The organism is Streptomyces noursei (genome assembly GCF_016917755.1).
GTDB lineage: Bacteria > Actinomycetota > Actinomycetes > Streptomycetales > Streptomycetaceae > Streptomyces > Streptomyces yunnanensis.
In genome coordinates this window covers 6879341-6899051 of the sequence record NZ_CP070326.1, presented here as the reverse complement: position 1 = coordinate 6899051, position 19711 = coordinate 6879341, and the positions used below count along the sequence as shown (strand labels likewise).

Annotated in this window: 17 protein-coding genes; 6 read left to right on the top strand and 11 right to left on the bottom strand. The window is 73.3% G+C overall.

Annotated features, from left to right (window positions below):
• Positions 1 to 232: 232 nt before the first annotated feature.
• From eccE to JNO44_RS30265, 3 genes are all read left to right on the top strand, one after another.
• A complete protein-coding gene (gene eccE / locus JNO44_RS30275; protein WP_205366881.1) occupies positions 233 to 1459 on the top strand; it encodes a type VII secretion protein EccE in 1227 nt (408 codons plus the stop codon).
• A complete protein-coding gene (locus JNO44_RS30270; protein WP_205366880.1) occupies positions 1459 to 2307 on the top strand; it encodes a hypothetical protein in 849 nt (282 codons plus the stop codon). The genes eccE and JNO44_RS30270 overlap by 1 nt, the downstream gene beginning before the upstream one ends.
• Before the next feature lie 346 nt (positions 2308 to 2653).
• The gene (locus JNO44_RS30265; RefSeq protein WP_205366879.1) at positions 2654 to 5317 is read left to right on the top strand and encodes an SCO5717 family growth-regulating ATPase; all 2664 of its coding nucleotides are present in this window, start codon (positions 2654 to 2656) and stop codon (positions 5315 to 5317) included.
• 83 nt (positions 5318 to 5400) lie between these two features.
• Here the strand turns inward: JNO44_RS30265 and JNO44_RS30260 are convergent, their stop codons facing one another.
• From JNO44_RS30260 to rimP, 9 genes are all read right to left on the bottom strand, one after another.
• Positions 5401 to 6354 carry a bifunctional riboflavin kinase/FAD synthetase gene (locus JNO44_RS30260; protein WP_205366878.1) on the bottom strand — a complete coding sequence of 318 codons (954 nt, stop codon included), beginning with the start codon at positions 6352 to 6354 and terminating at the stop codon, positions 5401 to 5403.
• Between the two features lie 61 nt (positions 6355 to 6415).
• On the bottom strand, positions 6416 to 7528 hold the full coding sequence (locus JNO44_RS45210) for a hypothetical protein (protein ID WP_205366877.1): 1113 nt from the start codon (positions 7526 to 7528) through the stop codon (positions 6416 to 6418).
• 299 nt (positions 7529 to 7827) lie between these two features.
• Complete coding sequence (gene truB / locus JNO44_RS30250) at positions 7828 to 8754, bottom strand: tRNA pseudouridine(55) synthase TruB (protein ID WP_205366876.1); 927 nt, start codon at positions 8752 to 8754, stop codon at positions 7828 to 7830.
• Positions 8751 to 9206, bottom strand: a complete 456-nt coding sequence (gene rbfA, locus JNO44_RS30245) for a 30S ribosome-binding factor RbfA (protein WP_205366875.1) — start codon at positions 9204 to 9206, stop codon at positions 8751 to 8753. Before rbfA ends, truB begins: the two co-directional genes overlap by 4 nt.
• Positions 9207 to 9273: 67 nt before the next feature.
• Positions 9274 to 9567: a DUF503 domain-containing protein gene (locus tag JNO44_RS30240; RefSeq protein ID WP_205366874.1), complete on the bottom strand. Its 294-nt coding sequence runs from the start codon at positions 9565 to 9567 to the stop codon at positions 9274 to 9276.
• 192 nt (positions 9568 to 9759) lie between these two features.
• Positions 9760 to 12852: a translation initiation factor IF-2 gene (gene infB / locus JNO44_RS30235; protein WP_205366873.1), complete on the bottom strand. Its 3093-nt coding sequence runs from the start codon at positions 12850 to 12852 to the stop codon at positions 9760 to 9762.
• Between the two features lie 178 nt (positions 12853 to 13030).
• Positions 13031 to 13309 carry a YlxR family protein gene (locus tag JNO44_RS30230; protein ID WP_205366872.1) on the bottom strand — a complete coding sequence of 93 codons (279 nt, stop codon included), beginning with the start codon at positions 13307 to 13309 and terminating at the stop codon, positions 13031 to 13033.
• A gap of 129 nt (positions 13310 to 13438) precedes the next feature.
• Positions 13439 to 14431: a transcription termination factor NusA gene (gene nusA, locus JNO44_RS30225; RefSeq protein ID WP_205366871.1), complete on the bottom strand. Its 993-nt coding sequence runs from the start codon at positions 14429 to 14431 to the stop codon at positions 13439 to 13441.
• 2 nt (positions 14432 to 14433) lie between these two features.
• Positions 14434 to 14979 (bottom strand): ribosome maturation factor RimP, encoded by a 546-nt coding sequence (gene rimP / locus JNO44_RS30220; protein ID WP_205366870.1) that lies wholly within the window; start codon positions 14977 to 14979, stop codon positions 14434 to 14436.
• 160 nt (positions 14980 to 15139) lie between these two features.
• Here rimP and JNO44_RS30215 point away from each other — a divergent pair, with 160 nt between their 5' ends.
• From JNO44_RS30215 to JNO44_RS30205, 3 genes are all read left to right on the top strand, one after another.
• On the top strand, positions 15140 to 15649 hold the full coding sequence (locus tag JNO44_RS30215) for a hypothetical protein (protein WP_205366869.1): 510 nt from the start codon (positions 15140 to 15142) through the stop codon (positions 15647 to 15649).
• 152 nt (positions 15650 to 15801) lie between these two features.
• Positions 15802 to 16305 (top strand): ferritin-like domain-containing protein, encoded by a 504-nt coding sequence (locus JNO44_RS30210; RefSeq protein WP_205366868.1) that lies wholly within the window; start codon positions 15802 to 15804, stop codon positions 16303 to 16305.
• Positions 16306 to 16355: 50 nt separating this feature from the next.
• Positions 16356 to 17264, top strand: a complete 909-nt coding sequence (locus JNO44_RS30205) for an aminoglycoside phosphotransferase family protein (RefSeq protein WP_205366867.1) — start codon at positions 16356 to 16358, stop codon at positions 17262 to 17264.
• A gap of 76 nt (positions 17265 to 17340) precedes the next feature.
• Here JNO44_RS30205 and JNO44_RS30200 read toward each other — a convergent pair whose 3' ends face one another.
• Positions 17341 to 19044, bottom strand: coding sequence for a proline--tRNA ligase (locus tag JNO44_RS30200; protein ID WP_205366866.1), 1704 nt, complete (start codon positions 19042 to 19044; stop codon positions 17341 to 17343).
• A gap of 126 nt (positions 19045 to 19170) precedes the next feature.
• Positions 19171 to 19707: a GNAT family N-acetyltransferase gene (locus JNO44_RS30195; RefSeq protein WP_205366865.1), complete on the bottom strand. Its 537-nt coding sequence runs from the start codon at positions 19705 to 19707 to the stop codon at positions 19171 to 19173.
• Between the last annotated feature and the right edge of the window lie 4 nt (positions 19708 to 19711).

Here is a 19711-nt window from a genome sequence, read left to right as displayed (position 1 = left end):
CGGGTGCCACCTTCCAACGCACCAGTCCGAGAAGCGGCAGCCGATTCGCCTAAGGCACACCACCAGTAGAGGAGCAGGCCGGGGGATGTCCAGCGCCACCAGGGCTCGACGCCGCAATGGGCGGCAACAGCAGCAACAGCCTTCCGCTGCACCGCAAAACGCGGGAAATGGGGGCCAAAACGGTACAGCTCCGGGCAATGGAGGAAGTGGCGGTCGGGCCGCGGCCGGGCCGGTGTCGCCCCGGCTTCGTCAGCAGGCCGGGACCATCGGCGGTGTCCGGGTCCAGCAGCTGGCCATCATCGAACTCGCCGCGGCGCTGGTGCTGGTGGGCCTGTCGATGCACAACGCGGTGGCGCTGACCGTTGCCGGTGTGCTGGCGGCCGTCCTCGTCGTCTTCGCACTGGGCCGACGCAGGAAGATCCCGCTGCCCGAGTGGATCACCACCGTGCGCGCGATGAATCGCCGCAGCAAGGACGCCACCGACAACCTCGCCGCCACCCAGGGCGTCGACCCCGCCTTCGCCCCGCTGGTGGAGTGCGAACCGGCGCTGCGCACCCACGAGTACACCGACAACGAGCAGCGGAACATCGGCTTCGTCGGCGACGGCACGTTCCTCACCGCGATCGTCCAGGTGGACGCCCGCGACGAACCGCTGCGCCCGCAGCGCGGCAGCCACATGGTCCCGCTGGAGGTGCTGCACACCGCACTGGACGTCGAGGACATCCACCTGGAGTCGGTGCAGTTCGTCCAGTACACCCAGCCCGCCCCGGCGCCGCACCTGCCCGAGCAGGCGGTCGCGGCCCGCTCCTACGCGCCGCTGCAGGCCCAGTCGCAGACCCCGGCGGTCCAGCTGACCTGGATCGCGCTGAAGCTGGACCCGGAGCTGTGCGCAGAGGCGATCGAGGCCCGCGGCGGCGGCATGGACGGCGCCCAGCGCTCCCTGCTGCGCGCCGCCGACCAGCTCGTCAGCCGCCTCACCTCGCTCGGCGTGCGCGCCAAGGTGCTCGACGAGCGCGAGGTGGTGGCCGCGGTCGGCACCGCGGTGTGCGTCAGCCCGCGGGCCGCGAACGGCGCGATGGGCCGGGACGGCCGGGCCGCCCGCCGCACCCAGGAGACCACCCGCGCGATGCGCTGCGACGACCGCTGGCACACCACGTACTGGATCGGCCGGTGGCCCCAACTCGGCCGGGGCGGCGCGCCGTTGGCCGCCATCACCCAGCTGCTGACCAGCACCCGGGCGATGGCCAGCACCTTCGCGCTGACCGCGACGCACGGCGGCGGCCGACTGCCGGCCATCACCGGCTACATCCGGCTGTCGACCCGCAGTGACAACGAACTCTCCGCCGCGCAGGACGAGTTGGAGCGCCGTTCCGGCTCGGTCAAGGTCGGGCTGGTCCGCCTCGACCGCGAGCAGCTCCCCGGCCTGCTGGCCACGCTTCCCCTCGGAGGTACCCGCTGATGGGCACTCCCACGTATCAGCCCCGTGTCAACGTCAGCGGCAGCGGCTGGCGCAACCCTCCGACCGGCGCTCCCGCCGACGGCGCGCGGCGGCCCTCGCACCAGCCGCGCCCGGACGAGGACCAGTCCGGGCCGACCGGGCCGAAGCCGCGGCCGGGCTACGGTCTGCGCGGCCCGCGGCGCAACCCGCACGTGCTGACCGCCGAGTCGCTCGCGGCACTGACCCTGCCGGTCGGCGACGACGGCGTCATCATCGGCATCGACCCGCAGAACCAGCCCGCCGTGCTGAGCCTGCTGCGTCCCGCGCCGATGGAGATCGTGCTGGTCGGCAGCATGTGGATGGCGCAGGTGCTGGCACTGCGCACGGTCGCCACCGGCGCCCGGGTCGCGGTGGAGACCGCCCGGCCGCCGGCCTGGGGCCAGATGGCGCAGGCCGCCGGCGGCGGTCAGCAGTGCGTCTCGGTCTTCGACGTGCGCCAGATCGCACCGCAGGGACCGTCGGTTTCCAGCCCCGTTCTGGTCGTCCGCGACATGGGCGCGCGCCCGCCGCGCAACCAGCTCGCGCCGAGCCCCTGGCAGACCGTGCTGACGGTGCTGCCGTTCCTCGGCCCCCGCTCGCCGCAGATGCTCGGCCGGGCGGACCTGGTCGGTCTGCAGCGGCTGTCGCCCGAAGAGGCGGAGGTTGTGACGCGGATCATGCGGCTGCCGGAGAACGTCGGCGCGGTGCTGCCGACGCTGAGCGACAATGCCATGCTGTGGTGCCGTCGGGACGGCGACCACCAGTTCGTCATGACCCAGCCGACCGAGGCGGAGACCAACCTGCTGGGCGGCCCACGCCGCATGGACTGACCGCCCTCACCGGCCGGTTGTCCGCGGGCGCCGCGTGCGCCCGTTGCACCACCGGCCGCCGGGCACGAGCTACGGGCGCACCCACGGGTGCGCCCGTAGGCGTGCCGACCGGGCTTGAAGACGACATGGCATCGACTGCCGTTATGGGCCGACTGTTGATTAGGCTGTGGGGAGAGCCGCAGAAGCACATCACATCGGCAGTGCACGACGGCAGTCGATACGGGGATGGAGACTTAGCAGTGGTGGCGCAACCCCGGGTGGCGTGCTCCGACTTCCGATACAACCGATCGATCCGCCTGTATCCGGTCCTGCCGTTCAGGTGCGTTGCAGTAGACCAGGAGGCACAGTGAGAGACCAGGAGGCTTTCCGCCCGGACGGGAACGATCCTGACGACGACCAGTCCGAGTTCGACTTGACCGGCGAGTTCAAGATCGATTTCGCGGCTCCGGCCTGGTACGGCAGCAACGACACCAGTGGTGGTGCGGGCATCGCGGTCTCCCCCGCGACTCCGCCCGCGGGGGCTCAGAGCACGACCCCGCCGCCGACCGGCCAGCCGCTGTCCGGGCCGCCCGCCCAGGGCGCCCCGGTCCCCGGCGTGCCGCAGCAGTCCGCACCCGATCCGACCGCGCCTCCCGGCTTCCCGACGCTGCGTCCGCAGGACGCGGGCGCCGACGCCCCGGCGGCCGCGTCCGACGGTCCGTCGGCTCCCGTGGCCGCCGGTGCCGCCGGCCCCGCCGTGGCCGACGACGACGCCAACGTCCGTTCCGGCACCGGGCCGGACCCCTCGGCCTCCCTCTGGGACGACGACGAGGACGACGCGCCGGCGGCGCCCGAGACACAGGCCGCCGCGGCACCGCAGCCGCAGCCGGAGGCCGCGCCGGCCGCCCCCGTGGACGCCGCCCCGGCGCCCGAGGGACAGCCCGCACCGGCTCCCGGGCCGGATGCCTCCGCCGCGACCGCGGCAGCCGCCGCATCGGCCGCCCAGCCGGTTGCACAGCCCATCCAGGGACAGCCGCCGGCCCAGCCGCAGCCTCCGCAGCAGCAGGCCCCCGTCGCGGGTGTGCCGCAGCAGGGCGTCGCCCCGCAGGCCGCACAGGCGCCGCAGGCCCCGCAGGCCATGCCGCCGCAGCAGGGGGCGCCACACGGCGTTCCCGCGCAGGGCGCGCCGTGGGCCGGTGCGGACGGGCAGCAGCCGGGCCTGCCCGGTCAGGGCGCCCCGGCGCAGGGCGGACTGCCGCCGCTGCCGCCGGAGTTCCAGCCCGCCGACCCGCGCATGGCGCAGGCGCAGGCCGGTCAGCAGCCGCCGGCCGCGCCCCAGCAGGCGCATCCCCAGCCGCCGCAGCAGCCACAGCCGCAGGTCCAGCCTCAGCAGGCCCAGCCGCAGCCGCCGCAGCAGCAGGGCTACCCGCAGCAGCCGCAGCAGGCCGGCTATCCGCAGCAGCAGAGCGGCTATGGCTACCCGCAGCCCGCGTACGGCTACCCCCAGCAGGCCCAGCAGCAGCCCCAGCCGCAGCAGCAGGCCCAGCCGCAGCCCAACGCCCAGCCGCAGCAGCCCGCTTACGGCTATCCGCAGCAGGGCTACCCGCAGCAGCCCCAGCAGGCCCAGCAGCAGCCGCCACAGCAGCAGGCCCAGCCCGGCTACCCCCAGCAGGGTCAGCCGGTGCAACAGGGTCACCAGGGGCAGCCGGGCCAGCAACAGCAGCCCCCCGGCCAGCAGTTCGGCGACCCCAACGCGGCGGCCAACTACGCCCAGTACTCCCAGCCGGGCCAGCAGCAGCCGCAGCGGGCCACCCCGGGTGCGCCGCTGGGCTACAGCGCCGCGGTCGAGCTGACCTCCGACCGCCTGCTGCGCAACCAGCCCAAGAAGCGCAAGCCGGGTGCCAACGCCCAGCCGTCCAAGTTCAAGTTGGGCGCGAAGAAGGAGTTGGAGGAGCGCCAGCGCAAGCTGGAGCTGATCCGTACGCCGGTGCTCTCCTGCTACCGGATCGCGGTGATCAGCCTCAAGGGCGGCGTCGGCAAGACCACGACGACCACCGCGCTGGGCGCCACCCTGGCCTCCGAGCGGCAGGACAAGATCCTGGCGATCGACGCCAACCCGGACGCCGGCACGCTCGGCCGACGGGTCCGCCGCGAGACCGGGGCGACCATCCGCGACCTGGTGCAGGCCATCCCGCACCTGCACAGCTACATGGACATCCGCCGGTTCACCTCGCAGGCCCCCTCGGGCCTGGAGATCCTCGCCAACGACGTCGACCCGGCCGTCTCCACGACGTTCAACGACGAGGACTACCGGCGCGCGATCGACATCCTGGGCAAGCAGTACCCGGTCATCCTCACCGACTCGGGCACCGGTCTGCTCTACAGCGCGATGCGCGGCGTCCTCGACCTCGCCGACCAGTTGATCATCATCTCGACCCCGTCCGTGGACGGTGCGAGCAGCGCCAGCACCACCCTGGACTGGCTCTCCGCGCACGGCTACGCCGACCTGGTCCAGCGCGGCATCACGGTCATCTCCGGGGTCCGCGAGACCGGCAAGATGATCAAGATCGAGGACATCGTGTCGCACTTCGAGACCCGCTGCCGCGGCGTCGTCGTGGTGCCCTTCGACGAGCACCTCGCCGCCGGCGCCGAGGTGGACCTCGACATGATGCGGCCGAAGACCCGCGAGGCGTACTTCAACCTCTCCGCCCTGGTCGCCGAGGACTTCGCGCGCCAGCAACAGGCGCAGGGGATGTACGCCCAGGCGCAGATGGGCCAGCAGCAGATGGGCGGCGACCCGTACGCCCAACAGGCCCAGCAGCAGGACCCGTACGCCCAGCAGCAGTACGCCCAGCAGGCGCAGCAGCAGGTCCCGCAGCAGGGCCAGCCGCCGGCCGGCTACCCGCCGCAGCAGGGCGGCTGGCAGCAGCAGCCCCCCGCGCAGCCGCCGGCTGGCTGGCAGCAACAGCCCGCCCCGGACGCGCCGTTGCCGGAGCAGGGCGGCTGGACACAGCAGCCGCCGCCGCAGTGAGCGCGGCATGAACGAAGGGGCGGGGCCCGGCAGTCAGCTGCCGGGCCCCGCCCCTTTGTGCGCCGCGTGCGGGCGCCGGTGCGTCAGACCAGTCCGGAATCGGCGATCAGCCCGCGGGCCTGCTTCACGTCGATCGCCATCCGCTGCAGCAGCGCATCGAGGGTGTCGAACTTCTCCTGGCCCCGGATGTAGGAGAGGAAGTCCACGGCGACGTGCAGCCCGTACAGGTCGAGCCCGACCCGGTCGATGGCGTACGCCTCCACCGTGCGCACCTTGCCGTCGAACTGCGGGTTGGTGCCGACCGAGACGGCCGCCGGCATCGCCTCGCCCTCGACGTGCAGCAGTCCCGCGTAGACCCCGTCGGCCGGGATGGCGGTGTGCGGCAGGGTCTCCACATTGGCGGTGGGGAAGCCCAGTTCGCGGCCGCGCTGCGCCCCGCGGACGACCACGCCCTCGACCCGGTGCGGCCGGCCCAGGACCTCGCGTGCGCCCGCCACGTCGCCCTCGGCGACCAGCCGGCGGACCAGGGTCGACGAGAACGGCTCGCCGTCGCCCGCGGTGCCGCGCTCGAAGAGGTCGATGACCTCCACCGTGTAGTCGTAGGTCCGGCCCAGCTCGGCGAGGGTCTCGACGGTGCCCTTGGCCTTGTGGCCGAAGCGGAAGTTCGGGCCCTCGACGACGACCTGCGCGTGCAACTTGTCGACCAGCACCTTCACCACGAAGTCGGCGGGCGCCAGCTGGGAGAACTCCTTGGTGAACGGGAGCACCAGCACCGCGTCCACGCCCAGGTCGGCCATCAGCTCGGCCCGCCGGTGGTGCGGCGCCAGCAGCGGCGGATGGGTGCCGGGGCGGACCACCTCGCTCGGGTGCGGGTCGAAGGTGACGACCACGGCGGGGATCCCCAGCTCACGGGCACGGGCCACCGCCCGCCCGATGATCAATTGGTGGCCGCGGTGCACTCCGTCGTACGAGCCGATGGTGACGACGCTGCGTCCCCAACCCTCGGGGATGTCCTCCAAGCCACGCCAGCGCTGCACTGTGCCCGCTCCTCGCCCGAACTCTTGTCCGTCCACTGCGCCATTTCGGCATGGCGCAGGTCTAAGACTGCCATGCCGGCAGCGCGGGTTCGCGCGAAGGGTGGCCTGGCCGCTGTTGCATCGGCCACGCCGCGGGGCCGTCCGGCCATCGGCCGGTTTCCGCCGCGGTGCCCTGCGGGCCCGGCATCGCCCCCCGAGCACCGCTCCCCCGGCCCGCCGCGGCCCGCCGCAGCGCCGCCGGCTCGTCCTCGGCGAGCGCGTCCAGCAGCTCCGCGGCCCGGGGGTGGGCGACCCGGGCGAGGGTCTCGACGAGGGCGTCCAGCGCCCGGGCGCGATGGGTGTGCAGCAGGGCCTGCGCGGCGTCCGCGACGGTGATCACATGAGGCGCGGCGGGTGCCGTCCGGAGCGGGCGGGTGTCGTCGAACCAGCCGCACAGCAGCGGCTGGATCCGCTCGGGGTCGGCCTTGAGCAGCTCCGCCACCAGGTCCAGGAACCGCCCGGGACGGAGCTCCGCGGCGCCCGGGCGGAACGCTTCTGCGCCCCCTTCGGGCGGCCCCGCGGGATCGCCGTCGGCCCCCGGCCGGGCGTCCACCCATCTGTCGTCCGCGCGCCCGTCCGCCCCCGCGTCGGCGGCGTGCACCCTGACCCGCGGCGGCCGGGCGAAGGACCGCGACGGCCGCCCGCCGCGCGCGGCCGGACGCGGCCCGTCGGCCGGCAGCAGTCGGCGCAGCAGTTCCAGCCGGTCCGCCGCGGCCAGCGCCAGGCACCGCCAGAACACCGGCCCGAAGACCTCCAGCCCGGTGCCCGCGAAGCCGCCCGCCGCTGCCGCCCGCTCGGTGATCCGGTCGGCGAGCAGCCGCAGCACGCCCAGATACGGCGTGGCGTCCGGCACCCCCAGCAGGACCCCGCTCAGCCGGCCGGCCGCCGAGCCACCGGCCGCCGCCCCGGTCGCGGTCGCGGCCGCGACCAACTCCCGCCACTCGACGGGCAGTTGCCCCTCCGCGCGGTCACCGCCGGCCGCACCGGCCACACCGTGCGCACCTGCGCGGGGCCACCCGCCCGCGCTTCCGTACGCGCCCTCGTCGAGCCCTCCGTACACGTCCCCGTACGCCTCTGTGTCGGCGTCCAGCACCACCATCCGCGAACCTCCCCACCCGTTACCGTGCGTGCTCATGGGCGACGACGGTAGACAGACAGTGATCTTCGCGACAGGGCGCACGGCGAACGCGCCCCCTTCCGCGCCGTGATTCACTCCGAGCGCCTGCTCTGTGGGGTGAATCATGAGAACGCGCTGGACAGAGTCTCAGCGAGGGGGATGGTGGAGCGCGGGTCGAACGCTCCGCGCCCATCCGCACGGCCCGCGTTCCACCACTCCCCCGAAGCACGCGGAGGCCGGGCCGGGCCGGCGCGGTCCGCCCGGGTCCGGCGCCCGTCCCGCCCGCCGAACGGCAGACGGGACTGTGCGAACACGCCCTAGGCGAAGACCGCCAGGCTCTTGGCCCGCCCGCCCTGGTTCTCCACCAGCGCCAGGAATGTCCCGTCCGGCCCGAAGGCCGCCACCGGGCCGTCGCCCTCGAAGAGCGGCATCGGGACCCGCGCACCGTTCAACAGCAGCCGGGACTGCGCCTCGGAGACGTCCCAGCGGGTGAACGCGGCGGCCGCGGCGTCCCCGAGGGGCATGACCGGCAGACCGTCGCCCTCGGGATCGTCCACCGCCGCCTGGAGCTGCTCCAGCGTCCGCGCCCGGTCGAGCTTGTACGGGCCGACCCGGGTGCGGCGAAGCGCCGTCAGATGGCCACCCACGCCGAGCCCGGCGCCCAGGTCACGGGCGAGGGCGCGGATGTAGGTGCCGGAGGAGCAGACGACGGAGATCAGCACGTCGGTCACCGGGGTGCCGTCGGCGGCCTCGGACTCGTGCACGGAGTGCACCACGAACGAGGAGATGGTGACCGGACGGGCCGGGATCTCCACGTCCTCGCCGTCCCGGACCCGCTTGTAGGAGCGCTTGCCGTCGATCTTGATGGCGCTGACCTTGGACGGCACCTGCATGATCGCGCCGGTGAGCTCGGCGACCCCGGCGTCGATGTCCTCGCGGGCCAGGCCGTGCGCCGCCTTGGACGCGGTGATCTCGCCCTCGGCGTCGTCGGTGATCGCGGTCTGACCCAGCCGGATCGTCCCGACGTATTCCTTCTCCGTCAGTGCGAGGTGCCCCAGCAGCTTGGTGGCCCGCTCCAGGCCGAGGACCAGGACACCGGTCGCCATCGGGTCGAGGGTGCCGGCGTGCCCGACCCGTCGGGTACGGGCCATCCCGCGCATCTTCGCCACGACGTCGTGCGAAGTGAAGCCGGACGGCTTGTCGACGATGACAAGACCGCCCGGCTTGGTGCTCTGCCGCTTCATTCTGCCGCTGCGTCCTCGTCGTCCTCGTCGCTGCCCGGCTTGCGGTACGGGTCCGCCTCGCCGGCGTACGCGGCGCCCGAGGAGGCCGCGCGCACCTTGGCGTCCGAGGCCCGGGCCCGGTCGAGCAGGTCCTCGATCGTCTGGGCGTTCTCCGGCAGGGCGTCCGCGACGAACGTCAGCGTCGGCGTGAACTTGGTGCCGGCCGCCGCACCGACCGCGGAGCGGAGCACGCCCTTGGCGCTCTCCAGCCCGGCGGCGGCACTGGCCCGGTCCTCGTCGTCTCCGTAGACCGTGTAGAAGACCGTCGCCTCCCGCAGGTCACCGGTGACCCGGGTGTCGGTGATGGTCACGTGCGTGCCGAGCCGCGGGTCCTTGACGCCGCGCTGCAACTTCTGGGCGACCACCTCCCGGATGAGGTCCGCCAGCTTCTTCGCCCGCGCATTGTCGGCCACTGGTCCGTCTCCTTCTTGTTTTCCACAATTGTGCTTCCACCGGCGACGACCCGCCCGGTCGCCCGGTTCAGTCGTCGTCGCCGTGCAGCCGCCGGCGTACGGACAGCAGCTCCACTTCGGGCCGTGCGGCGACCAGGCGCTCGCAGCGGTCCATGACGTCCGTCAGGTGTCCGGCGTCCCCGGACACCACCGCCAGGCCGATACGGGCCCTGCGGTACAGGTCCTGGTCTCCCACCTCCGCGGCGCTCACCGCGTACTTGCGGTGCAGCTCGGCGACGATCGGGCGGACGACGGAGCGCTTCTCCTTCAGCGACCGTACGTCGCCGAGAAGCAGGTCGAAGGACAACGTCCCTACGTACATGCAAGACGGGTCAAGCCACCCGTGGGGCCTTCGGGGTGCCTCCCGGCGTCGGCCGGAGGCGTGCGTGTCATTTCGAACCGTACACGGAACGACCGGGGCCGATCGACGGAAATTCCCGCCGACCGGCCCCGGCCCGCCCGCCGCCCGGCCACCGTTCCTGGTGGACCGCACACCGGGCGGACTACTGCAAGATCAGCCGCGCGGCTTCTCCCGCATCTCGTACGTCGCGATGACGTCGTCGACCTTGATGTCGTTGAAGTTGCCGAGGTTGATACCGCCCTCGAAGCCTTCGCGGATCTCGGTGACGTCGTCCTTGAAGCGGCGCAGACCGTCGATGTTGAGGTTCTCCGCGACCACCTTGCCGTCGCGGATGAGGCGCGCCTTGGTGTTCCGCTTGACCTCGCCGGAGCGGATGAGCACACCCGCGATGTTGCCCAGCTTGGACGACTTGAAGACCTCGCGGATCTCCGCCGTACCGAGCTCGACCTCTTCGTACTCCGGCTTGAGCATGCCCTTGAGGGCCGCCTCGATCTCCTCGATCGCCTGGTAGATGACCGAGTAGTACCGGACGTCGACGCCCTCGCGCTCGGCCATCTGCGTGGCGCGGCCCTCGGCCCGCACGTTGAAGCCGATGACGATCGCGTCGGAGCCGGACGCCAGGTTGATGTCGGACTCCGTGACCGCACCGACGCCGCGGTGCAGCACCCGGATGTCGACCTCTTCGCCGACGTCGAGCTGGAGCAGCGAGGACTCCAGGGCCTCGACCGAACCGGACGCGTCGCCCTTGATGATGAGGTTGAGCTGCTGGACCTCGCCCGCCTTGAGCACCTTGTCGAGGTCCTCAAGGGACACCCGGCGGGTGCGCTTGGCGAACGCCGCGTTGCGCTCGCGCGCCGCACGCTTCTCGGCGATCTGGCGCGCCGTACGGTCCTCGTCGACGACCAGGAAGTTGTCGCCGGCGCCCGGGACGTTGGTCAGACCCAGGACCAGGACGGGGGTCGACGGACCCGCTTCCTCGACGTGGTTGCCCTTGTCGTCGAGCATCGCGCGTACCCGGCCGTAGGCGTCGCCCACGACCATCGTCTCGCCGACGCGGAGGGTACCGCGCTGGACCAGGACGGTCGCCACGGCGCCGCGGCCGCGGTCGAGGTGGGCCTCGATCGCGATGCCCTGGGCGTCCTGGTCGGGGTTGGCCCGCAGGTCGAGAGCGGCGTCCGCGGTGAGGACGACGGCCTCGAGCAGCTGCTCGATGTTGGTGCCCTGACGGGCGGAGATGTCGACGAACATGGTGTCGCCGCCGTACTCCTCGGCCACCAGGCCGAACTCGGTCAGCTGACCGCGCACCTTGGTCGGGTCGGCGCCCTCGACGTCGATCTTGTTGACCGCGACCACGATCGGCACGTCGGCCGCCTTGGCGTGGTTCAGGGCCTCGATCGTCTGCGGCATGACACCGTCGTTGGCCGCCACCACGAGGATCGCGATGTCGGTCGACTTCGCACCGCGGGCACGCATGGCGGTGAACGCCTCGTGACCCGGGGTGTCGATGAAGGTGATGCGACGCTCTTCGTCGTTGACCTCGGTCGTGACCTGGTAGGCACCGATGTGCTGGGTGATGCCACCGGCCTCGCCCGCGACCACGTTGGTCTTGCGGATCGCGTCCAGCAGGCGCGTCTTACCGTGGTCGACGTGACCCATGACGGTCACCACCGGCGGACGCGAGGCCAGCATCTCCTCGCCGCCCTCGTTCTCGCCGAACTCGATGTCGAAGGACTCGAGCAGCTCGCGGTCCTCCTCCTCCGGGCTGACGATCTCGACGTTGTAGTTCATCTCGCCGGCGAGGAGCTGCAGCGTCTCGTCGGAGACGGACTGGGTCGCGGTGACCATCTCGCCCAGGTTCAGCATGACCTGGACCAGCGACGCCGGGTTGGCGTTGATCTTCTCCGCGAAGTCCGTCAGCGAGGCACCGCGCGAGAGGCGAACCGTCGCGCCGTTGCCGCGCGGCAGCATGATGCCGCCGACCGACGGGGCCTGCATGGCCTCGTACTCCTGGCGGCGCTGCCGCTTCGACTTGCGACCGCGACGCGCCGGACCGCCGGGACGGCCGAACGCACCCTGCGTGCCACCACGGCCACCGGGACCACCCGGACGACCGCCGAAGCCGGGACGACCGCCGAAGCCGCCGCCACCACCGGCACCACCGGGACCGCCGCCACCGGGACGACCGGCGAAGCCGCCGCCACCACCCGGACGACCGCCACCGCCGCCACCGGGACGGCCCGCGAAGCCGCCGCCGCCACCGGGACGACCGCCGCCGCCACCGGGACGACCGGCACCGCCGGGACCGCGACCGCCGCCACCGCCGCCGGGGCCCGGACGCGGGCCGGCAGCCGGACGCTGCGGCATCATGCCCGGGTTCGGGCGGTTACCGCCGCCGGGACGCGGGGCACCACCGGGCGCCGCACCCTGCGGACGCGGCATGGCACCGGGGGTCGGACGCGCGCCGCCCTGGCCGCCACCCTGCGGACGCGGACCACCCTGGCCGCCGCCCTGCGGACGGGGACCGGGCTGGCCGGGACGCGGGGCGCCACCGGGCCGCGGGGCCTGCGGACGGGCCATGCCCGTGGAGCCACCGGAGGTGAAGGGGTTGTTGCCCGGGCGCGGACCGGCCGGACGGGGCCCACCGGGACGCGCCGACTGGCCACCGGAACGCGGGGCATTGCCGCGCGACTGGCCCTGGCCGGGCGCGGGACGGCCGCCGGGACGCGAGCCCGGAGCAGCACCCGGGCGGGGGCCCTGGGCTGCGGGGGCCGGCGACGGCGGGGCCTGGAACTCCGGCTGCGCGGGCGCGGCCGGGCCGGGCTTGGGCGCCGCCGGACGGGCCGGGGCAGGCCGCGGACCCGGGGTGGGGCCGGCGGCAGGCTTGGGAGCCACAGGGGTCACCGGGGCCTCAGGGGCTGCCGGAGCAGCCGGGGCCTCCGGGGCAGCCGGGGCCGCGGGGCCCGGCTTGGGGGCGCCCGGCTTCGGGGCAGCCGGACGCGCCGCCTGCGCCGGAGTGGGCGCGGACGGCTTCGCGGGGGCCGACTTGCGCGGCGCCGCGGGCTTGCCGGCGGAACGGCCGCCGCCGCTGCCCGCCTGGAAAGCGTCGGTCAACTTGCGAACAACCGGCGCCTCGATCGTCGAGGACGCCGAACGGACGAATTCACCAAGTTCTTGGAGCTTGGCCATGACGACCTTGCTCTCAACACCGAACTCCTTGGCGAGTTCGTAAACCCGGACCTTAGCCACTTCGCTCCTTCTAGGTCCGGGTGTCCACCGGACCGTCGCTACTTCATGGGCGTACTCATCGCGTACTCATCGAGTGCTCATCGCAATCTCGACCTACTTCCGACTCGCGAGGTACCTGACCGCACGGTTTTCCGTGCGCTGTGCGTTTCTTGCTGTGCGCTATTGCCATGGCGGCTGCTCAACCCGCGCCCCCTTCGATGAACCGGCGCAACTCCGCCGTCTCGAACGGGCCGCGGCCCCGGTAGGCCCGGGGGAACGCCCGGCGGCGAACCGCCAGGTCGAGGCAGACCAGTGTCCGGTGCACATAAGCACCCCGGCCGGGCAGCGTACCGCGAGGATCGGGGACACACTCACCCTCGATCTCCACGATGCGCAGCAAATCGCCCTTGGCCGCTCGCTCCCGGCACCCCAGACACGTGCGCTCAGGGCATGCGCGGGCATGCGTCCGGCCAGACACTGCTTAAGTCTACCTCCCCGCGGCCGCTCCACCCCGATGGGGTAAAGCCCGATCCGCTGCTCAAGAATTCCGCGCGGGCCGCCGCGGCACCACTTCTTTTCGTCCGCCGCGACCCGTCGTGCCGGTGGCTCAGCCCTGCACCGGCGCGTGCTCGGTGTCCGGACGGATGTCGATCCGCCAGCCCGTGAGCCGCGCCGCGAGCCGGGCGTTCTGCCCTTCCTTGCCGATGGCCAGCGACAACTGGTAGTCGGGGACCGTCACCCGCGCGGAACGGGCCGCCATGTCCACGACCTCGACCTTGCTGACCCGGGCCGGCGACAGCGCGTTGGCCACCAGCTCGGCCGGGTCGTCCGACCAGTCGACGATGTCGATCTTCTCGCCGTTGAGCTCGGCCATCACGGCCCGCACCCGGCCGCCCATCGGGCCGATGCACGCGCCCTTGGCGTTCAGCCCGGAGCGCGTCGAACGCACCGCGATCTTCGTCCGGTGGCCGGCCTCCCGCGCGATGGCGGAGATCTCCACCGACCCGTCGGCGATCTCCGGCACCTCCATGGCGAACAGCTTCTTCACCAGATTGGGGTGGGTGCGCGACAGGGTGACCGAGGGGCCGCGGACGCCCTTGACGACGCGCACGACGTACGACCGCAGCCGCGTGCCGTGCGTGTACTCCTCGCCCGGGACCTGCTCCTGCACCGGCAGGATGGCCTCCAGCTTGCCGATGTCGACCAGGACGTTCTTGGGATCCTTGCCCTGCTGGACGACGCCGGTGACGACATCGCCCTCCCGCCCGGCGTACTCGCCGAACGTGATCTCCTCCTCGGCGTCCCGCAGCCGCTGCAGGATGACCTGCTTGGCGGTGGTCGCCGCGATCCGCCCGAAGCCGGACGGGGTGTCGTCGAACTCGCGCGGCTCGGCACCCTCCTCCAGGTCCTCCGGGTCCTCCTTCGCCCACACCGTCACGTGGCCGGTGTTGCGGTTCAGCTCCACCCGCGCCCGGCGGCGGCTGCCCTCGGTGCGGTGGTACGCGATGAGGAGGGCCGACTCGATCGCCTCGACCAGCAGGTCGAACGAGATCTCCTTCTCCCGCACCAGACCCCGCAGGGCACTCATGTCGATGTCCACGGCTACGCCTCCTCCTTGTTCTTGTCGTTCTTGTCGTTCTTGTCGATCTGCTCGTGCTGGGCAGGCCGCTCGGGCCTGGGGTTGAACTCCAGCTCGACGCGCGCCTTGGCGATCTCCGCGAACTCGACCCGGCGGGCGGTCGGCTTGCGGCCCTTGACGCCCGGCACCTCGAGGTCCAGTCCGCTGTCGTCCATGGCGATGATCCGTGCGACCAGGTCGCCGCCCTCGTGGAGGCGGGCCTTGATCAGGCGGCCGACGGCGCGGCGGTAGTGCCGCGGCGAGGTCAGCGGCCGGTCGGCGCCCGGCGAGGTCACCTCAAGGGTGTACGGGGAGCCGCCCATCGCGTCGGTGTCGTCCAGGACCTTGGACGCCTCGCGGCTCAGCTCGGCGCATTCGTCCAGCTGGACGCCCTCGTCGGAATCGACCACGATCCTCAGCACTCGGCTCTTGCCGGCCGGTGTCACCTCGATCTCTTCCAGATCCAGGTCTCGCGCGGCGACGAGCGGTTCAAGCAGTCCGCGCAGCCTCTCGCTCTGGGTGGTGCTCATCCGGGTGACTCCTCGGCCGCGTGTGCTGTTGTGGTTAGGTCGCGTGTCGGGTCAAAGCCTATCGGTTCCGGCGGGGTACTGACGATTCGGTGGGTGGTCACGGATACCCTCGCCTGCGGTGATCACTACGGAAGACCCCGGGAAGTGCAACGTGCCGAAAGTGGCGCTCACACGCAGAACGACCCTGCTGGCCGGCGCCGCCCTGGGAGGTGCGGCGCTGCTCTCCGGGTGCGCCGACGAGGCCCGGCCCGCCCCGGGGGCGGCCGAGCGTTCGGCCGCCGCGGAGCGGGTGCGGACGCACGCGGCCCGGGACAGCAGGGCACTGCTCGCACGGTACGACGCGACGCTCGCGGCGCATCCCGGACTGGGGGCGCGGCTGCGGGTCCTCCGGGACGAAGTCGCCCACCACATCGAGGCGTTCACCTCCGGTGCGCCGTCCACGGCCCCCTCGGCGTCCGCCACGTCCACCGCGGCCGCCACCTCCGACAGCGCGCCCGGCGTGCCGGCCGACGAGCGGAGCGCCCGCACGGCGCTGGCCGACGCGGAACGCACGCTCGCGGATTCCCGCGCCGCGGCGCTGGTGTCCGCGCCGCCCGAACTCGCCCGGCTGCTCGCCTCGGTCGCGGCCGCCGGGGCGGCCCATGCGTACCTCCTGACCGAGGCGGAGTGAGGCGGGAGCCGCCGGGACCGGCGCCGGGCCGGAGGCACACCCTCCTGGGCCGTTCGGGCCACCCGACCACCGCCGCGCGGCCGCAGCAGCCCGCAACGTAGGGCGCGGAGCCGACCGCGACGCACCCCCGCACCAGAGAGAAAGAACGGGCCATGACGAGGACACGCACGCAGCGCGACGGGGATCGCGACCGGGACGAACTGGCCGCGACGCAGGCCGCGCTGGCGGCCGAGCACGCCGCGGTGTACGGGTACGGCGTGGTCGGTGGGCGGATCGGGGCCGGGCGCCGTACGGAGGCCCAGGGCGCGTACGACGCGCATCGGGCCCGGCGGGACGCGCTGCGCCGCACCGTACGGGACCTCGGCGGCGCGCCGCAGGCCGCGGCCGCCGCCTACGAGCTGCCGTTCCCGGTGCCGGACGCACCCGCCGCGGCGCGGCTGGCCGCGGAGCTGGAGGACCGGGTGGCGGCCGTCTACGCGGACCTGGTCCGGGCCGCCGGCGGGGCGCACCGCAAGGAGGCGGCGGCGGCGCTGCGCGAGGCGGCGGTGCGCGCGGTGCGCTGGCGGGGCAGCGGCGTAGCCTTCCCTGGGCTCGTGGAGCGGGCCGCGGCGCCCACCCCGTCGGGCGCCGCGGGCCCCGACGCGAGCGAGCTCTGAACGACCGGCCGCGACCGCGGCAACTCCCCCACGATAAGGACAGCTCAGGCATGGCAACGGCACCCATCGAACCGCCGCAACGCTTGGTGAGCGCGCTCGGCGGCGATCCGGAGGGCCCCGTCCGGGCCTGGCTGGCGGCGCTGCCGGAACTGGTCCAACAGCGGTTGGATTCCTGGGAGTTGATGCTGGATCGGGTGCACGCACCGGGTGGCAGCAGCAGCCTGGTGGCGTTCGTGCGGCAGCAGGACGGCACGCCGGCGGCCCTGAAGTTCCCGGTGCCGGGGCGGGCCGCCGCGCAGGAGGCGGCGGCGCTGCGGGTGTGGGACGGCTGGGGCGCGGTGCGACTGCTGCGGTCCGACGAGACCAGTGGCGCGCTGCTGTTGGAGCGGTTGCAGGGGTCGGTGTCGCTGCGGTCGCTGCCGGAGGCCAAGGCGCTGCTGGAGGCGGCCGGCACGGTGCGCCGGCTGTGGGTGGCGCCGCCGGCGGGGCATCCGTTCGCGACGGTGGCGGAGCGGGTCGCGGCGGACGCCGAGCGGCTCCGGGCCGCCGGGGACTCGGCGGGTGCCGGGCCGCTGGTGGACGAGGCCCTGGAGCTGGGGCGGTCGCTGCCGGCCGGGGCGGCGGAGGAGTTCGTGCTGCACGGCGCGTTCCGGCAGGGGAAGGTGCTGGCCGGGGAGCGGGCGCCGTGGCTGGCGGTCGGGCCGGCGCCGCTGGTGGGCGAGCGGGCGTACGACCTGGCGCGGTTGGTGCTGGACCGGTTCGAGGATCTGCTGGCCGGGTCGGGGGCGGCCGCGGTGGCCCGTCGGCGGGTGGCCAAACTGGCCGACTCGCTGGACGTGGACCGGGAGCGGCTGCGCGACTGGACGCTGTACCGGGCGGTGCGCGCCGGGGTGCGGGAGTCGGTGTCGGGTGACCGGCGGCGCGGCGAGTCGCTGCTGGAGTTCGCGGCCTACGTGTAGCCGCCGACCGGGCACGCCGGACAGCGGAACGGGCCGGCGGGGCGGGTGCCCCGGCCGGCCCGTTGCCGTTGCGCGGTCAGGCGCTGAGGCGGGCGACGGCCTCGGCGACCGTCAGCTCCTCGCGCTCGCCGGTGCGGCGGTCCTTGACCTCCACGACGCCCTCGCCGGCGCGGCGGCCGGCGACCACGATGGTCGGCACGCCGATCAGCTCCGCGTCGGTGAACTTGACGCCGGGCGAGACGCCGGGCCGGTCGTCGACCAGGACGCGCAGGCCGGCGGCGCCGAGCTGGTCGGCGACGTCCAGGGCGAGTTCGGTCTGCTTGGCCTTGCCCGCGGCGACGACGTGGACGTCGGCGGGGGCCACCTCGCGGGGCCAGCACAGGCCCTTGTCGTCGGCGTGCTGCTCGGCCAGCGCGGCGACGGCGCGCGAGACGCCGATGCCGTACGAGCCCATGGTCACCCGGACCGGCTTGCCGTTCTGGCCGAGCACGTCGAGCTGGAAGGCGTCGGCGTACTTGCGGCCCAGCTGGAAGATGTGGCCGATCTCGATGGCGCGGTCCAGCTTGAGGCCGGTGCCGCAGTTCGGGCAGGGGTCGCCCTCCTGCACCACGACGACGTCGACGTACGCGTCGACCTCGAAGTCGCGCCCGGCGACGACGTTCTTGGCGTGCAGGCCCTCCTTGTTGGCGCCCGTGATCCAGGCGGTGCCGGGCGCGACGCGCGGGTCGGCCAGGTACGTCACCTTCTCCAGGCCCTGCGGGCCGACGTAGCCGCGCACGAGGTCGTCGCGACCCACGAAGTCCTCGGCGGAGACCAGCTCCACGACGGCCGGGGCGAAGTGCGCCTCGACCTTGCCCATGTCGACCTCGCGGTCGCCGGGCACGCCCACGGCGACGATCTCTCCGTCGACCTTCACGAGGAGGTTCTTCAGGGTGGCGGAGGCCGGCACGTCGAGGTGCGCGGCGAGCGTCTCGATGGTGGGGGTGTCCGGGGTGGGGATCTCTTCGAGCACGGGGGCGCCGGCGGCGTCCACCGGCTTGAGCTCGTAGGTGATCGCCTCGGTGTTGGCCGCGAAGTCGCAGCTCGGGCAGTCGGCGAAGACGTCCTCGCCGGCCGCGGCCGGGGCCAGGAACTCCTCGGACTTGGAGCCGCCCATGGCACCGGCGATGGCGGCGCAGATGCGGTAGTCCAGGCCGAGCCGCTCGAAGATCCTCTGGTACGCGGCGCGGTGCAGCGCGTAGGACTCGGCCAGGCCCTCGTCGGCCGTGTCGAAGGAGTACGAGTCCTTCATCTGGAACTCGCGGCCGCGCAGGATGCCGGCGCGCGGGCGGGCCTCGTCGCGGTACTTGGTCTGGATCTGGTAGAGGATCACCGGCAGGTCCTTGTAGGACGTGCACTGGTCCTTCACCAGCTGGGTGAAGATCTCCTCGTGGGTCGGGCCGAGGAGGTAGTCGCCGCCCCTGCGGTCCTTGAGGCGGAACAGCTCGGCGCCGTACTCCTCCCAGCGGCCGGTCGCCTCGTAGGGCTCCCTCGGCAGCAGGGCGGGCAGCAGGACCTCCTGGCCGCCGATGGCGTCCATCTCCTCGCGCACGATCCGCTCGATGTTGGCGAGGACCTTCTTGCCGAGCGGCAGCCAGGACCAGACACCGGCGGCGGTGCGGCGCACGAAGCCGGCGCGCACCAGGAGCTTGTGGCTGAGCACCTCGGCGTCGGCCGGGTCGTCGCGCAATGTCTTGAACATCAAGCGGGACATGCGCTGGACCTGTGCGGCGTGGGCCATGGGAGTTTCTCCTGCGTAAGAAAGGTGACTCCCTGGAGGTTAGCCGGAGGGGTGTGGCCCAAGGAAATACGTATCCGCTGCGCTGGGCCTGCTTGCCGCGTTGCCGGCTCTCCCGCCGTGGTCCGATCAGGGGCGTTGCAGGGGGAGGGGGGCGCCCATCACGGCGTAGGGGGTGGGGGCGCTGGGGAAGAGGACCCGGCGGGCGATGTCCTGGTAGCCGAGTGAGCGGTAGAGGCCGCGGGCGGGGCTCTCGGTGTCGATGGCGGAGAGGATGCTGCGGGGTTCGGCGGCGTCGTCGGTGATGGCGGTGATCAGGGTGCGGCCGATGCCGTGGTTCTGGTAGGCGGGGTGGACGTGCAGCTCGGTGATGACGAAGGAGTCGTCGAGCCAGTGGTCCAGGCCCTGGCTGCGCAGGTAGGGCTCGACGACGGTGGACCACCAGTAGGCGCGGTCGTTGGGCATGCCGTAGACGAAGCCGATGAGCCGGCCGGTGGGGGTGGTGGCGCCGAGGGCGCGGGCGCCGCGGCAGCCGAGGTGGCGCAGCACGATGTGGCGGCGGACGGCGATCTCGTCGTCGCTGAGCCCGAATGCGAGGGCCTGCACGGCCAACGCGTCGTCCACGCGAGCGGCGAGATCGAGGGGGCCGACCGCGACGTCATCCATGCTC

Excerpts from the sequence above, each read along its gene's own strand:
- truB (WP_205366876.1), bottom strand. The coding sequence starts at position 8,754 with ATGAAGCGGCAGAGCACCAAGCCGGGCGGTCTTGTCATCGTCGACAAG.
- JNO44_RS30195 (WP_205366865.1), bottom strand. The coding sequence starts at position 19,707 with ATGGATGACGTCGCGGTCGGCCCCCTCGATCTCGCCGCTCGCGTGGAC.
- JNO44_RS45210 (WP_205366877.1), bottom strand. The coding sequence starts at position 7,528 with ATGAGCACGCACGGTAACGGGTGGGGAGGTTCGCGGATGGTGGTGCTG.
- JNO44_RS30205 (WP_205366867.1), top strand. The coding sequence starts at position 16,356 with ATGGCAACGGCACCCATCGAACCGCCGCAACGCTTGGTGAGCGCGCTC.
- JNO44_RS30240 (WP_205366874.1), bottom strand. The coding sequence starts at position 9,567 with ATGTACGTAGGGACGTTGTCCTTCGACCTGCTTCTCGGCGACGTACGG.
- rimP (WP_205366870.1), bottom strand. The coding sequence starts at position 14,979 with ATGAGCACCACCCAGAGCGAGAGGCTGCGCGGACTGCTTGAACCGCTC.
- JNO44_RS30270 (WP_205366880.1), top strand. The coding sequence starts at position 1,459 with ATGGGCACTCCCACGTATCAGCCCCGTGTCAACGTCAGCGGCAGCGGC.
- JNO44_RS30210 (WP_205366868.1), top strand. The coding sequence starts at position 15,802 with ATGACGAGGACACGCACGCAGCGCGACGGGGATCGCGACCGGGACGAA.
- JNO44_RS30200 (WP_205366866.1), bottom strand. The coding sequence starts at position 19,044 with ATGGCCCACGCCGCACAGGTCCAGCGCATGTCCCGCTTGATGTTCAAG.